This window comes from Bradyrhizobium sp. PMVTL-01, assembly GCF_051861855.1.
GTDB lineage: Bacteria > Pseudomonadota > Alphaproteobacteria > Rhizobiales > Xanthobacteraceae > Bradyrhizobium.
Genome location: NZ_CP193982.1, coordinates 3,426,946 through 3,441,402, shown reverse-complemented (window position 1 = coordinate 3,441,402; position 14,457 = coordinate 3,426,946). Strand labels below are relative to the sequence as shown.

At 64.3% G+C, this 14,457-nt stretch carries 16 protein-coding genes and 1 pseudogene; 10 read left to right on the top strand and 7 right to left on the bottom strand.

All coding sequences use genetic code 11. The features are described from left to right. Nucleotides 1-232: 232 nt before the first annotated feature. Nucleotides 233-370: pseudogene (locus ACRQ5Q_RS16340) on the bottom strand (thiol:disulfide oxidoreductase); the annotation flags it as partial. A gap of 146 nt (nt 371-516) precedes the next feature. Here ACRQ5Q_RS16340 and ACRQ5Q_RS16335 point away from each other — a divergent pair. Then, a complete protein-coding gene (locus ACRQ5Q_RS16335) occupies nt 517-1,539 on the top strand; it encodes a methionine synthase (protein ID WP_439398905.1) in 1,023 nt (340 codons plus the stop codon). Continuing rightward, nucleotides 1,536-1,769, top strand: coding sequence for a hypothetical protein (locus ACRQ5Q_RS16330; protein WP_439398903.1), 234 nt, complete (start codon nt 1,536-1,538; stop codon nt 1,767-1,769). Before ACRQ5Q_RS16335 ends, ACRQ5Q_RS16330 begins: the two co-directional genes overlap by 4 nt. Here the strand turns inward: ACRQ5Q_RS16330 and ACRQ5Q_RS16325 are convergent. From ACRQ5Q_RS16325 to ACRQ5Q_RS16315, 3 genes are all read right to left on the bottom strand, one after another. Next, on the bottom strand, nt 1,766-2,383 hold the full coding sequence (locus ACRQ5Q_RS16325) for a hypothetical protein (RefSeq protein WP_439369023.1): 618 nt from the start codon (nt 2,381-2,383) through the stop codon (nt 1,766-1,768). The two genes, ACRQ5Q_RS16330 and ACRQ5Q_RS16325, sit on opposite strands and share 4 nt — an antisense overlap. A gap of 98 nt (nt 2,384-2,481) precedes the next feature. After that, nucleotides 2,482-3,009 (bottom strand): xanthine phosphoribosyltransferase, encoded by a 528-nt coding sequence (gpt, locus tag ACRQ5Q_RS16320; protein WP_439369024.1) that lies wholly within the window; start codon nt 3,007-3,009, stop codon nt 2,482-2,484. A gap of 36 nt (nt 3,010-3,045) precedes the next feature. Next, nucleotides 3,046-3,783, bottom strand: a complete 738-nt coding sequence (locus tag ACRQ5Q_RS16315) for a competence/damage-inducible protein A (RefSeq protein ID WP_439398901.1) — start codon at nt 3,781-3,783, stop codon at nt 3,046-3,048. Between the two features lie 276 nt (nt 3,784-4,059). Between ACRQ5Q_RS16315 and ACRQ5Q_RS16310 the strand changes: the two genes are divergently transcribed. The 6 genes from ACRQ5Q_RS16310 (at nt 4,060) to ACRQ5Q_RS16285 (ending at nt 9,557) form a co-directional block, all read left to right on the top strand. Then, nucleotides 4,060-5,478 carry a circularly permuted type 2 ATP-grasp protein gene (locus tag ACRQ5Q_RS16310; protein WP_439369027.1) on the top strand — a complete coding sequence of 473 codons (1,419 nt, stop codon included), beginning with the start codon at nt 4,060-4,062 and terminating at the stop codon, nt 5,476-5,478. Nucleotides 5,479-5,483: 5 nt separating this feature from the next. Beyond that, nucleotides 5,484-6,428, top strand: coding sequence for an alpha-E domain-containing protein (locus tag ACRQ5Q_RS16305; protein ID WP_122402567.1), 945 nt, complete (start codon nt 5,484-5,486; stop codon nt 6,426-6,428). A gap of 139 nt (nt 6,429-6,567) precedes the next feature. After that, nucleotides 6,568-7,416 carry a transglutaminase family protein gene (locus tag ACRQ5Q_RS16300; RefSeq protein WP_439369028.1) on the top strand — a complete coding sequence of 283 codons (849 nt, stop codon included), beginning with the start codon at nt 6,568-6,570 and terminating at the stop codon, nt 7,414-7,416. A gap of 70 nt (nt 7,417-7,486) precedes the next feature. Continuing rightward, nucleotides 7,487-7,894: a carboxymuconolactone decarboxylase family protein gene (locus ACRQ5Q_RS16295; protein WP_439398899.1), complete on the top strand. Its 408-nt coding sequence runs from the start codon at nt 7,487-7,489 to the stop codon at nt 7,892-7,894. 122 nt (nt 7,895-8,016) lie between these two features. Continuing rightward, entirely contained in the window at nt 8,017-8,775 is a 759-nt protein-coding gene (locus ACRQ5Q_RS16290; RefSeq protein ID WP_439369031.1) for a peptidase, read from the top strand. A 23-nt stretch (nt 8,776-8,798) separates the two neighbouring features. Next, on the top strand, nt 8,799-9,557 hold the full coding sequence (locus ACRQ5Q_RS16285) for an SDR family oxidoreductase (RefSeq protein WP_439398897.1): 759 nt from the start codon (nt 8,799-8,801) through the stop codon (nt 9,555-9,557). A 240-nt stretch (nt 9,558-9,797) separates the two neighbouring features. Here the strand turns inward: ACRQ5Q_RS16285 and ACRQ5Q_RS16280 are convergent, their stop codons facing one another. Continuing rightward, entirely contained in the window at nt 9,798-11,036 is a 1,239-nt protein-coding gene (locus ACRQ5Q_RS16280) for an MFS transporter (RefSeq protein WP_439369033.1), read from the bottom strand. Nucleotides 11,037-11,196: 160 nt separating this feature from the next. On the opposite strand from ACRQ5Q_RS16280, the gene ACRQ5Q_RS16275 reads away from it, so the two are divergent. Beyond that, on the top strand, nt 11,197-12,447 hold the full coding sequence (locus ACRQ5Q_RS16275) for a NupC/NupG family nucleoside CNT transporter (protein ID WP_439398895.1): 1,251 nt from the start codon (nt 11,197-11,199) through the stop codon (nt 12,445-12,447). A gap of 137 nt (nt 12,448-12,584) precedes the next feature. Here the strand turns inward: ACRQ5Q_RS16275 and ACRQ5Q_RS16270 are convergent, their stop codons facing one another. Continuing rightward, the gene (locus tag ACRQ5Q_RS16270; protein ID WP_439398893.1) at nt 12,585-13,112 is read right to left on the bottom strand and encodes a cupin domain-containing protein; all 528 of its coding nucleotides are present in this window, start codon (nt 13,110-13,112) and stop codon (nt 12,585-12,587) included. Between the two features lie 336 nt (nt 13,113-13,448). Then, nucleotides 13,449-13,736: an usg protein gene (locus ACRQ5Q_RS16265; RefSeq protein ID WP_212301796.1), complete on the bottom strand. Its 288-nt coding sequence runs from the start codon at nt 13,734-13,736 to the stop codon at nt 13,449-13,451. Between the two features lie 398 nt (nt 13,737-14,134). Between ACRQ5Q_RS16265 and ACRQ5Q_RS16260 the strand changes: the two genes are divergently transcribed. Then, nucleotides 14,135-14,449, top strand: a complete 315-nt coding sequence (locus ACRQ5Q_RS16260; RefSeq protein ID WP_439369038.1) for a co-chaperone GroES — start codon at nt 14,135-14,137, stop codon at nt 14,447-14,449. Nucleotides 14,450-14,457 lie beyond the last annotated feature (8 nt).

Sequence of the window (14,457 nt, the reverse complement as noted above, 5' to 3'; positions counted from 1 at the left end):
TTTCGCGGCTCAATAGCCCACCCCACAGCATCGTTGTGTACGCTTCGCAGCCGCCGTTGCCGACGGCCACGCAACACTCACTACCGGGCGCTCGCTACCGCTTACCCGGACCGGACTTCCACCGGTTGGACCACGCCAGCTTGCCTGGCGCACAAGCAATCCAGAGTGTCTCCGCGGAACGATTCTGGATTGCTTCGTCGCAAGGGCTCCTCGCAGTCAGGGGTGTGGCAAACAGCGCCAGAAACTCAGGATTGAACTGCTCGCCGGTTCGGATGTTGACCGGCTTCACCGTGTAGGGAAGCGCGAGTTCCTCCAGCATGATCGAGATTTTCCAGCCGTTCGGCGTCGGTGCGCAATAGAGGTCGATCATGACCTGTCCCCCGGTCTTTCCTTTGGCCTTTGTTTCGGCCTTCCCCATCGCCGCCGCCGGAATAGAGAGCGACTTTCGTTGTTCTGTACCCTCGACGTTAGGACATGGCAGGAAGGGGCGCAACTCAACCCGCCGGGAGGGCCGCCATGCTGTTTCCAACCACGATCGCCGGCTCCTTGCCCAAGCCGGAATGGCTCGCCGAGCCCAACATGCTCTGGGCGCCCTGGAAGTTGCAGGGCGACGAACTTGCTCGCGCCAAGCGCGATGCGACGCTGATCTGGCTGAAGGTCCAGGAGGACGCCGGCATCGATATCGTCACCGAGGGTGAGCAGGCCCGGCAGCATTTCGTGCACGGTTTTCTGGAGAAGATCGAGGGCATCGATTTCGCCCACAAGGTCGAGATGGGCATCCGCAAGGACCGCTACAAGGCGATGGTGCCGCAGGTGGTCGCGCCGCTCCGCCTCAATAGCCGCGTCCATGACTTTGAGGCGCGCGTCGCGCGCACGCACACGAAGAAGAAGCTGAAATTCACCCTGCCCGGCCCGATGACCATCGTCGACACCATTGCCGACCGCTACTATGGCGACCGCGTCAAGATGGCCTTTGCCTTCGCCGAGCTGCTGAATGAGGAGGCCAAGGCGCTGCAGGCCGACGGCGTCGATCTCGTGCAGTTCGACGAGCCCGCCTTCAACGTCTACATGGACGAGGTCAACGACTGGGGCATCAAGGCGCTGGAGCGCGCCGCGCAGGGTGTCACCTGCGCCACCGCCGTGCACATCTGCTACGGCTACGGGATCAAGGCCAATACCGACTGGAAGGAGACGCTCGGCGCGCAATGGCGGCAATACGAGCAGATTTTCCCGGCGATCGATGCGAGCCCGATCCAGCAGGTCGCGATCGAGTGCCGCAATTCGAAGGTGCCGCTGGACCTGCTCGCACTGCTCAAGGCCAAGATCGTGCAGGCCGGCGTGATCGACGTCGCCAGCGACACGGTCGAGACCGCCGAGGACGTCGTGAAGGTGATCGAGGCGGTGTCGAAATTCGTGCCGAAGAGCAACATCATCGCCACCACCAATTGCGGCATGGCGCCGATGCGGCGCGAGATCGCAGAGGCCAAGCTGATGGCGCTCGGCGCCGGCGCGGCGCTGGCGCGCGAGAAGCTGGGATGATGGCGATGCGCGTCGCCTGTATCGTCGCTGCGCTGGTGGTCGGCGCGTTGCCGGCGCGCGCGGAGGATCGCTCCGTGCTCGTCAACTGCAAGGCCATTGTCGAACGGGCGTCGAAGGATGCGCATGCCGCCCGCGAAGCCGAGTTGACCCGCTGCCGTCAGCTGATCCGCGAATGGGCGCTGCGCGATGCGCGGATGGCCGTCGATGAAGAGGGCAAGCCGCTGCGCTAGCTGCGCGCCGTCGGATGCAGCACCGGCTGATATCCGGCAATGATCGCACGCAGCGTCGACGGCGGCGTCAGCAACATCGGACGATCGAGAGCGCGCGCATGCGGGGCGTAGCCCGCGAACGACCACAGCAGCGTCCTGCCCTGCATCACAAGAAAGCTCTGGTCACCCTGATGCACCATTGCCCCGTCGGGCAATTGCGCGAGCGGCATCGGCAATTCATGCAGCCGTTTCCTGCCACGATCGAGCCGCTCCTGATGCAGGACGGCATCCATCGCCTTCGCGCTGATGCCGCCGACACCGTTCCCCTTCTCCCACGCCGCGCGAAAGCGATTGGCGTCGTCGCGGCGGCAGAAGAAGCAGGGCCGGTGCCCTGCGGCAAACGCGGTCGCCTCGTCGAGGAAGAACAGCTCGGTCCAGCTCCGCCGAGCCATCACCGGACGCCGCCATCCCCGGAATTCGCACAGGCAGGTAATCCAGGCCGGTGACGACCAGCGCTTGTTCAGCAGCGTCTTCGTTGCGGGATCGTGGATGATGCCGCGATTGCCGGTGAAGAGGCCCCGATGTGGCGTTGCGATGATGTCCCCGGTGGCCGTGACGCGGTTTTGCAGGGGCATGGTGCTGCGCCGTCATTGCGAGCGCAGCGAAGCAATCCAGACTGCCGCCGCGGATACATTTCTGGATTGCTTCGCTGCGCTCGCAATGACGGCGTCCCTCACGCCGCCCCATCGCGCAGTGGCGGGTGGTAGGAAAGCGCGGTGTCCCAGGGGAAGAAGATCCAGGTATCCTGCGACACCTCCGTGATGAAGGTGTCGACCAGTGGGCGGCCCATCGGCTTGGCATAGACCGTGGCGAAATGCGCATCGGGCAGCATCTCGCGCACCAGCCTGCCGGTCTTGCCGGTGTCGACGAGGTCGTCGACGATCAGGAGACCCCTGCCGGTACCGTTGCCGAGCTTCATGGCAGCCTCGGAAATGCCCTTGAGCACCTGCAGCTCGCCCTGCTTGTTGTGATCGTAGCTGGCGATGCAGACCGTATCGATCACGCGCACCCCTAGCTCGCGCGCGACGATCGCGGCCGGCACCAGGCCGCCGCGGGTGATCGCGATCACCGCGTGGAACGGGCCGACCTCGTTGAGTCGCCAGGTCAGCGCCCGGCAATCGCGGTGGAACTGGTCCCACGAGACCGGAAAGGCTTTGCCTGCCCGCTCCTGCGCGCTCAGCTCCGGTGCTTCACCAGCCATTGTCCTCTCCTGCTTCATCTGCCGGCAAACTCTCTGCTAGCGAGTGATGTTCAATCCCGCCAGCATTTCCTTCACCGCCGCCATCGCTGCTGCCAGCTTATCCGGATCGCGCGAGCGCACCACCAGATTGGTGTTCGGCTTCTGCTCCTCGTCCATGAAGGGATAGCTGCCGATGATGGTGTCGGGATGGGCGGCGGCAATCGCCCGCAGCGGGCTGCCGATGTCACCCTCCCGCGCATTGGCGCGGACCGATTCGGACAGCATGCGCACGCCGGATTTCAGCTTGGGCGAGACGATGTCCATCATCGCCTGCATGATCGAGGGCACGCCCGCCATCACGATGACATTGCCGATCTTGAACCCCGGGGCGAGGATGGTGGCGCTCTGGATCAGCTCGGCGCCGTCGGGGATGCGGGCCATGCGCAGGCGGGCCTCATTGAGGTCCTGCTCGCTCCAGCGCTCGCGGAAGCGGGCGACCACCTCCGGGTGATGATCGATGCCGACGCCGAAGGCCTTGGCGACGCTGTCGGCGGTGATGTCGTCATGCGTCGGCCCGATGCCGCCGGTGGTGAAGACGTAGGTGTAGCGACGCCGCAGTGCATCCAACGCGGCGATGATGTCGGCCTCGTCGTCGGAGACGATCCGGACTTCCTTCAGGTCGATGCCGATGTTGGTCAGGTATTCGGCGATGAAGCCGATATTCTTGTCCTTGGTCCGGCCGGACAGGATTTCATCCCCGATGACCAGAATGCCCGCCGTGACGATCTCGCTCATAAACTCTGTCCCTCACCTGTGGTCCGACTTTGCCGAGGTAACGCGTTGAAGTCACGCGGTTTTGCTGCCGAAATAAGCAGTCCTCAGCCATTTTTTCAGGCAAGCCACCGGTCATCCCCGGCAAATCCTGCCAGTCCATGCTTATCGCGCTGGCCCGGCCCTTGCTACCACATGAAAGTCATGCACTCTTGCCGCATGGCCAGGACGTTGCGGTCTTCACCAAGGCCTGACGACCTGTCCAATGGCGCAAGGCCTTGCGGAGACAAGTCGGGATCTATGGCAGTCGCGTTTGATGAAATGAATATTCCCGGCGGGGACCTTCGCCCCGCCTATCAGGAGCTGGCACGCTGGCTCAAGGAGACGCCTCCCGAGGCGCTCGAATATCGCCGCCAGGAGGCCGAGCTCCTGTTCCGCCGGATCGGCATCACCTTCGCGGTCTATGGCGATTCCGAATCGACCGAGCGCCTGATCCCGTTCGACGTGATCCCCAGGATCATGTCCGGCAAGGAATGGGCGCTGCTGGAGAAGGGCCTGAAGCAGCGCGTGCGCGCGCTCAACATGTTTCTGCGCGACATCTATCACGGCCGCGATATCATCCGCGCCCAGGTCGTGCCCGACGATCTGATTTTCCAGAACCCGGTCTTCCGCCCCGAGATGAACGGCCAGCAGGTGCCGCACGACGTCTACGTGCACATCGCCGGGATCGACATCGTCCGGGTCGACGCCGAGGACTTCATCGTGCTGGAGGACAATGCACGCACGCCCTCGGGCGTGTCCTACATGCTGGAAAACCGCGAGATCATGATGCGGCTGTTTCCGGACCTGTTCGCCCGCCACAAGGTGGCGCCGGTCGAGCGCTATCCGGACGAGCTGCTCGCGGCCCTGCGCTCGGTCGCGCCGCAGAGCGCCTCGGGCGAGCCGACGGTCGCCCTGCTCACGCCGGGCGTCTACAACTCCGCCTATTACGAGCACTCGTTCCTGGCCGACAAGCTCGGCATCGAGCTGGTCGAGGGCCGCGACCTCATCGTCAAGAACAACGAAGTGTTCATGCGGACGACCGAGGGTGTGAAGCGGGTCGACGTGATCTACCGCCGCGTCGACGACGACTTCCTCGATCCCCTCACCTTCCGTCCCGATTCCGTGCTCGGCGTGCCCGGGCTGATGTCGGCCTATTCGGCCGGCAACATCACGCTCGCCAACGCCGTCGGCACGGGCATCGCCGACGACAAGGCGATCTACTCCTACATGCCTGACATCGTGAAATTCTATCTCGGCGAGGAGCCGATCCTGAAGAACGTGCCGACCTGGCGCTGCCGCGAGCCGAAGGATCTCGCCTATGTGCTGGACAATCTCGGCGAGCTCGTCGTCAAGGAAGTGCACGGCTCCGGCGGCTACGGCATGCTGATCGGCCCCGCCGCGACCAAGGCGACGATCGAAGCCTTCCGTGAAAAGCTCAAGCGCGAGCCCGAAGGCTTCATCGCCCAGCCGACCCTGGCACTCTCGACCTGTCCGACCTGCACCGCAAGCGGCCTTGCCCCGCGCCATGTCGACCTCCGCCCCTTCGTGCTCACCGGCAGCAAGAGCACCACGATCGTGCCGGGCGGCCTCACCCGCGTCGCGCTGAAGGAAGGCTCCCTGGTGGTGAATTCGAGCCAGGGCGGCGGCACCAAAGACACCTGGATTTTGGACGAGTAGAGAGAATGCTGTCGCGTACCGCCGAAAACCTCTACTGGCTCGCCCGCTACGTCGAACGGGCCGAATATCTGGCGCGCACCATCGATGCGACGCTGCGTGTCACCGCGCTTCCCGCCGCCTATATCGGCAAGACCAATGAATGGGACTCGGCGCTGCTCACCGCCGGCGTCGCGGCGAGCTTCTATCAGGCCTATGAAGAAGCCAACGAGCACAACGTCGTCGAGTACCTGTCGTTCTCGCCGAACAACCCGTCCTCCATCAGGAACTGCATCGAGGCGGCGCGGCTGAACTCGCGCTCGGTGCGCACCGCGCTCACCAGCGAGATGTGGGACACCATCAACTCGGCCTGGATCGAGCTCCAGGCGGTCTGGAGCAAGGGCACCTCGACGCGCGAGGATCTCGCCAAATTCCTGCGCTTCGTGCAGGAGACCTCGCTGCGCTTCGACGGCTCGGCCTACCGGACCATGCTGCGCAACGACGCCTACTGGTTCTCGCGCATGGGCGTGCACCTCGAGCGCGCCGACAACACCGCCCGCATCCTCGACGTGAAGTACCATGTGCTCTTGCCCGAGGAAGAGCATGTCGGCGGTCCGCTCGACTTCTATCAGTGGAGCTCGATCCTGCGCTCGGTCTCGGCGCTGACGGCCTATCACTGGGTCTATCGCGAGACGCTGAAGCCTTGGCTGATCGCGGATCTCCTGATCCTCAACGACACGCTGCCGCGCTCGCTCGCCAGCTGCTACGGCAACCTCGTGCGCAATCTCGACCAGATCGGCGTCGCCTATGGCCGCCAGGGTCCGGCCCAGCGCCACGCCCGCGGCATCCGCAACCGGCTGGAACACAGCAACATGAACGACATTTTCCAGCATGGGGTGCATGAATTCATTCAGGAATTCATCGCGGACAATTCCAGGCTGGGCGAAATCATCACGAAGCAGTATTTGATCTAGTCAGGACCGAACCACTCACCCTTCGTCATTCCGGGGCGATGCGCAGCATCGAACCCGGAATCTCGAGATTCCGGGTCCGGCGCACCGGGCCGCTTTGCGGTAACGTCGCGCCTCCCGGAATGACCGATCTAGAAACACCATGCGCCTGCGAATCCAGCACACCACGACCTATCGCTACGAGCCGCCGGCCACTAGCGTGATCCAGATCCTGCGCATGACGCCGTGCAGCCATGACGGACAATATGTGGCGGAGTGGCAGATAGACGTCTTTACCGACACCAGGCTCGACACCCACGAGGACGCTTTCGGCAACGTCACCCATGTGCTGTCCTGCGGCCCCGTCGGCGACATCAAGATCACCGCCGAAGGGCTGATCGAGACCCACGACACCGGCGGCGTGCTGCGCGGCGCCGACGAGCGCTTTCCGCCCGGCATGTTCCTGCGCCCGACCGATCTCACCTCGGTCAATCCGGCGATGACGGCGGTCGCACGGCAGCTGCGCAGCGAGGCGGAGAGCGACACGCTCGGCTTCCTGCACACGCTGATGAGCGAGATCAGCGACCACATGACCTTCGACGAAGACCCGACCAACAGCGGCACCTCGGCGGCCGAGGCGTTCACGCTCAAGCGCGGCGTCTGCCAGGACTACGCGCACATCTTCATTGCCTGCGCCCGCACCGGCGGCGTGCCGGCGCGCTTCGTCTCCGGCCATTTCCTGCGCTCCGACGGCACGGTGCACCAGGACGCCGGCCACGCCTGGGCGGAGGCCTATGTCCCTGATCTCGGCTGGGTCGGCTTCGATCCCGCCAATTGCATCTGCACCACGGACGCCCATGTTCGCGTCGCGATCGGGCTCGACTATCTCGGCGCCGCCCCCGTGCGCGGCACCCGCTATGGCGGCGGCGCGGAGACGCTGACGGTCGCGGTCAAGGTCGAGCAGGCCGGCCGCGGCGGGCAATCGCAGTGGCAGTCACAGCGGCAGAGCTAGGCACAGCCAGCCGGACAACTGAGCCGTGTTACAATCGCAGGATTCAGATCAGACCCTGCGAGGGATACCCATGGCGACCGTGAAGCTGCTTTCGGACGATGAGCTCTCCAGCGAGGCGCGCGCCGTTTTCGACGACATCCGCAAGGTGCGGCAGTCGGATTTCGTCAACAATTTCTGGCGCGCGCTGGCGCATGATCCGAAGACGCTGCGGCGGACCTGGGAGAGCCTCAAGGAGGTGATGGCTTCGGGCGCGCTCGATCCCAAGGTCAAGGAGATGCTCTATGTCGCGGTCTCGATCGCGCATGGCTGCAGCTATTGCATCCATTCCCACACCGCTGCCGCCCGGGCCAAGGGCATGACCGCGGCCGAATATGGCGAGCTGCTCGCCATCGTCGGGATGGCGGCGGAAACGAACCGGCTGGTCACAGCGCTCGGCGTCCCCGTCGACGAGGCATTTCTGGTCGATGCCGTCGACTGAGTCGGACTACCGTCGCGCCCCGGATTGACGACCTCCCCCCGCGGGATTCGGGGGTTGGAGCGGCCGGCGAAATTGGCTACTAGTTTGGCGCTGGCAAAAGCGCTCGCGTTCGAGGACTTGAAATGACCTATTGTTGCGGAATCCTGGTTCGGGACGGTCTGGTGATGATCGCCGACACCCGCACCAATGCCGGTCTCGACAACGTCTCGACCTTCCGCAAGCTGCACATCTTCTCCAAGCCCGGCGACCGCATCATGGCGATTGCCAGCGCCGGCAACCTCGCCATCAGCCAATCGGTGCTCTCGACGCTGACCGAAGGCCTCGAGGACCCCAACACGGGCGAGATCGAGACGCTGATGAACGCGCCGACCATGTTCCAGGCCGCCCAGCGCATCGGCCGGGCGATCCGGGCGGTGCATGCAACCGAAGGGCCCGCGCTGAAGTCCGAGGACGTTTCCTTCGACGTCTCCTTCCTGTTCGGCGGCCAGATCAAGGGCGCGCGCATGCGCCTGTTCATGGTCTACACCGCCGGCAACTTCATCGAGTGCACCACCGACACCCCCTACCTGCAGATCGGCGAGCACAAATACGGCAAGCCGGTACTCGACCGCGCCATGCATTACGACGTCGAACTCTATGAGGCGCTGAAGACCGGCCTGATCTCGATGGACTCGACGATGCGGTCCAATCTCGGCGTCGGCCTGCCGATCGACGTTCTGGTGGTGCGCACGGACGCCTGCGAAGCCGATCTCAACCACCGCATCGAGGCGGGCGAGCCCTATTTCCACGATCTGCGCTCGCGCTGGTCGGCGGCCTTGCGCGCCGCGCACCAGAACATCCCGCGCCCGCCCTACAAGAACGAAAAAGAATCCAAAACCTGACAGAAGAGAAAAGGCAGGAAACGATGAGTGAAGCGAAAAAGATCGCAGTGGTGACGGGCGCGGGCACCGGTGTCGGGCGCGCGGCATCGCTGGCGCTGATGAACACCGGCTTCACCGTGGTGCTCGCAGGCCGTCGGCTCGACATGCTCGAGGAGACCGCCAAGCTCGGCCCGGCGGGAAAGAGCCTGTGCGTCACCGCCGACATGACCAAGCCGGACCAGATCGCCGCGCTGTTCGACAAGGTGAAGGCGACCTATGGCCGGCTCGACGTGCTCTTCAACAATGCCGGCATGGGCGCGCCCGCCGTCAACTTCGAGGACCTCAGCCTCGAGCAGTGGCAGGCGGTGGTGAACACCAACCTCACCGGCCCGTTCCTGTGCACCCAGCACGCCTTCCGCATCATGAAGGACCAGACCCCGCGCGGCGGCCGCATCATCAACAACGGCTCGATCTCGGCGCATGCGCCGCGGCCGTTCTCGGCGGCCTACACCTCGACCAAGCACGCCATCACAGGCCTCACCAAGGCCAGCAACCTCGACGGACGCATGTATGACATCGCGGTCGGCCAGGTCGATATCGGCAATGCCGCAACCCCGATGACCGACCGCATGGTCAATGGCCCCGGCGTGCTGCAGCCCGACGGCACCACCAAGCACGAGCCGCGCATGGACGCCAAGGCGGTCGGCGATGCGGTCGCCTACATGGCCGGCCTGCCGCTCGATGCCAACGTGCTGACGATGACGGTCATGGCGACCAAGATGCCGTTCGTCGGACGGGGCTGACAAAAATTGCGAAAACAACCCCATGCACAGTAGGCGGCAAGAGGCGCCGACTTCTGCCGGCTGCTGGGATGGCGCGAGTTAAGTCCACGAGCTGTTTCAACAATCCTCCTTGCGCGCGCCTTGTCCGCCATAGCTCGAAGAGCGACGGCGGAAGCCAAGCAATCCAGGCTGCCTCCGCGGCGAGATTCTGGATTGCTTCGTCGCAAGGGCTCCTCGCAATGACGTCGAGAGGGGTATCCCCTACTCCAGGCTCTCCACCTGCCGCAGGCTCGGAAACAGCTTCATCCAGAGCAGCGCCACTGCAACCGTGCAGACGCCGCCGAGCACGGCGGCGGGCATGGTGCCGAACAGGGCGGCCGTCAGCCCGCTCTCGAACTGGCCGAGCTGGTTCGACGCGTTGATGAACAGGAAATTCACCGCACCGACCCGGCCGCGCATCTCGTCCGGCGTCGACAGCTGCACCAGCGAGAAGCGGATCACGACGCTGATCGTGTCGGCTGCGCCGAGGATCGCGAGCGACAGCACCGACAGCCACATCCATGACGACAACGCGAACACGATCGTGGCGATGCCGAACACGATCACGGCCTGGAACATGCGCAGGCCCACATGGCGCGAGATGGCCTGACGGGCCAGCACCATGGTCATCAGCAGCGCGCCGACCGCGGGCGCCGCACGCAGCACGCCGAGACCGACCGGGCCGGTCTGCAGGATGTCACGGGCGTAGATCGGCAGCAGCGCGGTGACGCCGCCGAACAGCACCGCGAACAGATCGAGCGAGATGGTGCCGAGAATCGCGGGATTGCTGCGGATGAATCGGACCCCGGCGAAGATATTGTCCGCGTCGTCCATGTCCTTGGTGACGGCCTGCGGGCGCGGCCGGATGAAGCCCGTCAGGATCATCCCAAGAATCCAGAACAGCAGCATCAAGGCATAGGCGAAATGTGGCGCGATCGCGTAGGCGAAACCGCCGAGTGCGGGACCGGTGATGGTCGCGACCTGCCCCGCACCGCTCGCCACCGCGGTGGCGCGCTGGAGCGATCCCTGCGGCGCGATCAGCGGCAGCAGCGCCGCGGTTGTCGGGCTCTCGAAGGCGCCGGCAATGCCGAGCACGAAAGTCGCGATGAAGATCTGCACCTCGCTGACCGCGCCGAGATAGGTGATGGTTGCGAGATAGAGCGCGGTCAGAGCTTCCACGAGCTGGCAGAGCTGGACGACGCGCTTGCGCTCGAAACGGTCGGCGGCATGGCCGGCGACGAACACCAGCAGCGCGGTGGGCAGGAACTGCACGAGCCCGACCATGCCGAGATCGAAGGCCGAACCGGTGAGATCGTAGATCTGCCAGCCGATCGCGACCGCCGCGATCTGGCTCGAAAAGCGCGACAGGCTGCGTGAGAGCAGGAAGAACAGGAAGGCGCGGTGGGCGAGGAGCGCGCCGGCGCTGACCGGCGGATTTTGGGATCTTCGCTGCTCTGGCATCGCCTCTTCGGTCACCTCGGACTGCCGCTCCTTGATCTGATGGGCCTTCCCGCGTGGCTGAGACGGCTCCGCTTGTCAACAACGGGGCACTTCGGTGACCGGTCGGCATTGCCTTTGCAACGCACGCGCGGCCATAATCATTGGGGGTTTTGGGGACATCATGCTTCGCCTGCAATCGGCACTCGGCATTTTCGCATTGCTGCTGATCGCCTTCGCGCTGGCAGAGAATCGCCGCGCGGTCTCGCTGCGCCAGGCGGCGATCGGCCTCGCCGCGACCTTCATCACCGCGGTCGTGCTGTTGAAGCTGCCGGTCGTCGCCCATGCCTTCGGCGCCATCAACGACGCCGTCGGCGCGATCTCGGCGGCCTCGCGCGCCGGCTCCGCCTTCGTGTTCGGCTATGTCGGCGGCGGCCCCCTGCCCTTTGACCTGAAGGTGCCCGGCGCCGACTTCATCCTGGCGTTCCAGGCGTTGCCGATCGTGCTCGTCATGAGCGTGCTGACGACGCTGCTGTTCTATTGGCGCGTGCTGCCGCCGGTCGTGCGCGGCATGGCCTGGCTGCTGGAGCGCACCCTCGGGGTCGGCGGCGCGGTCGGCCTGTCGACCGCGGCCAACATCTTCCTCGGCATGGTCGAGGCGCCGCTGTTCGTGCGGCCGTATCTTTCGCAAATGTCCCGCAGCGAATTGTTCCTGGTCATGACCGGCGGCATGGCCGGCATCGCCGGAACGGTGCTGGTGCTCTATGCGACGCTGCTGGCTCCGCTCATCCCCGACGCCGCAGCCCATTTCGTCATCGCCTCGGTGCTGGGCGCACCGGCGGCGATCCTCGTCAGCCTGATCATGGTGCCGGAAACCTCCGACAAGCGCACCGGCGGCGCGCTGGACGATCCGGAGATGGAGGTCGCCAGCACGATGGACGCGATCGTGAAGGGCGCGAGCGCAGGGATCGAGCTGCTGATCAACATCGTCGCGATGCTGCTGGTGCTGGTGGCGCTGGTCTATCTCGTCAACGCCATTCTCGGCCTGTTGCCAAACATCGGGGGCGCCGCGATCTCGCTGCAGCGCCTGCTTGGCCTCGTCATGGCGCCGGTGTGCTGGCTGATGGGGTTGCCGTGGGACCAGGCGGTGACGGCCGGAAGCCTGATGGGCACCAAGACCGTGCTCAACGAGCTGATCGCCTATGTCGACTTCTCGAAGCTGCCGCCCGATGCGCTCGACCCGCGCTCGCGCCTGATCATGCTCTACGCGATGTGCGGCTTCGCCAATTTCGCCAGTCTCGGCATCATGATCGGCGGCCTGGGAGTGATGGCGCCGGAGCGGCGCGAGGAGATCAACGCGCTGGGACTCAAGTCGATCGTATCGGGGACGCTGACCACGTGCTTGATCGGGGCAGTGGTGGGGGTGTTGAGTTAGCTCTGTCCACCCATCATTGCGAGCGAAGCGAAGCAATCCAGAAATGCGTCTACGGAGTTAGTCTGGATTGCTTCGTCGCAAGGGCTCCTCGCAATGACGAGCGAGAGACCTGGGCGCCCCCTCCGACACCTACGCCTCTAAGCCTTCAGCTCCACCGTCTTGAATTCCGCCGGCAGGATCACCTCCAGCAATTCGACATCGTCCGAATAATCCAGGATCATGTGCTTGATCTTCGGCGGCTGGGTCCAGGCGCTGCCTTGCTTCATCAAGGTCTCGCCCTGCCCATCCATGTAGGTTTTCACCCAGCCCTTGAGCACATAGACCATCTGGAATTCGACGTCGTGGAAATGCAGCTTTGAGACCTCTGCCGGATCGCAGGGGCCTTGCAGGCGGATCACATGCGCCTGCGCGAGGCCATGGGTCGCATCGGCGATGCCGAGGTCGCGGTATTTTGCGTAGGCGCGCAAGCCGTCGGCCTTGAAGTCTTCTTCGCGGTGATGGCTGATCGCGATGCGCTGCTTCCGACGTGCGGGCCTCTTCGGTGCGGTGGTGCGCGCCTTTGCCTTCACCGCCTTGCGCGCGGAGGACCGCGCCGCGGCCCTGGCGCCGCTCCGCTTCTTCACCGCGGTCTTGGTTGCGGGTCTTGATGCCTTTTGCCTGGCCATTGTCTGCCTCCCTGATCTGGGCCGCGCCCGCCGGACGGGTGCAACCCGACGGCAGACTAGCCAGTCCTGGACCAGGCAGCAATTGCGGGCTCGGGCCAGCAGACGCGATGGAGCCGACCGCTCGTAGCTTGTCCGAAGCTGTCGTGGCGAACGGCCGTCGTCTCGTATCCGTTCCCCCGCGACTTAATCTCCCGCATGATGAGCCAGGAGTAGCAGCGTGTTCGTGGGGTGGGGAAAGCGAAGCGTGCCCACCATATCGGATGCGATCGCGGAGCAATGGCAAGCCCGGCGCGCGAGGAGCGCGCCTTTGCCCACCCGACGAGACCACGCCTTAAATCAATTTAGCCGGAACACGCCGTCGACGGCGCGCAGCTCGGCCGGCTTGATCAGCTTGGAATGCGCCACGGTGACCGAATGGAGCGGACCGTCGAGCTTTTCCTGCCAGAAGGCCAGGAAATCCGTCAGCGCCGGGAATTTTGGAAACATGTCGTAGTTCTGCCAGACATAGGTCTGGAGCAGCGAGGGATGATCCGGCATCCGGTAGAGAATTTGTGCCGTCGTCAGCCCGTAGCCCAGCATCTGTTTCCGGAAGTCTTCGGAAACACCCCCAACGCGCAGTCCCATGCCAAACCTCCTTTGCAGGAGCGCATACAGGGGGTGGCTTGATCCATGCCCCGGGAGCCACCCGGAATCGATGCGCTCACATGAGAGAAATGTGACGCAAACTGACAACCCATCTCAAGCCCAAAAGTTTAACAAGCTGTTGAAGTTCAATGCGTTAGCAGCAGACATGTCTCCGTGCTAATACGGTCTCCCAAGGGGCCTCGAAGAGGCCTCCAGGCTGGTTAACGATGGAAAAGAGATTCTGGCAGTCCCCGCTTCCGGGTGCTGATTTTTCTGCTAGAAGCCCTTGCCCCCGCAAAAATCCTGTCCTATTTCAACCTCGCTCGTGCTAGCACTCGCGGGCATCGATTGCTAACAATCCAAAATCCTCAACTCGTGCAAATGTTTAGGAGGACTGCATGAAATTCCGTCCGCTTCACGACCGCGTCGTGGTCAAGCGCATCGACGCAGAAGAGAAGACCGCAGGCGGCATCATCATTCCCGACACTGCCAAGGAAAAGCCCTCCCAGGGCGAAGTCGTCGCCGTTGGCCCGGGTGGCCGCGACGAAGCTGGCAAGCTGATCCCGATCGACCTCAAGGTCGGCGACCGCGTGCTGTTCGGCAAGTGGTCCGGCACCGAGGTCAAGATCGACGGCCAGGACCTGTTGATCATGAAGGAGAGCGACGTGATGGGCGTTCTCGAGGTCAACGAGTCCAAGAAGAAGGCGGCTTAAGAGCCCCT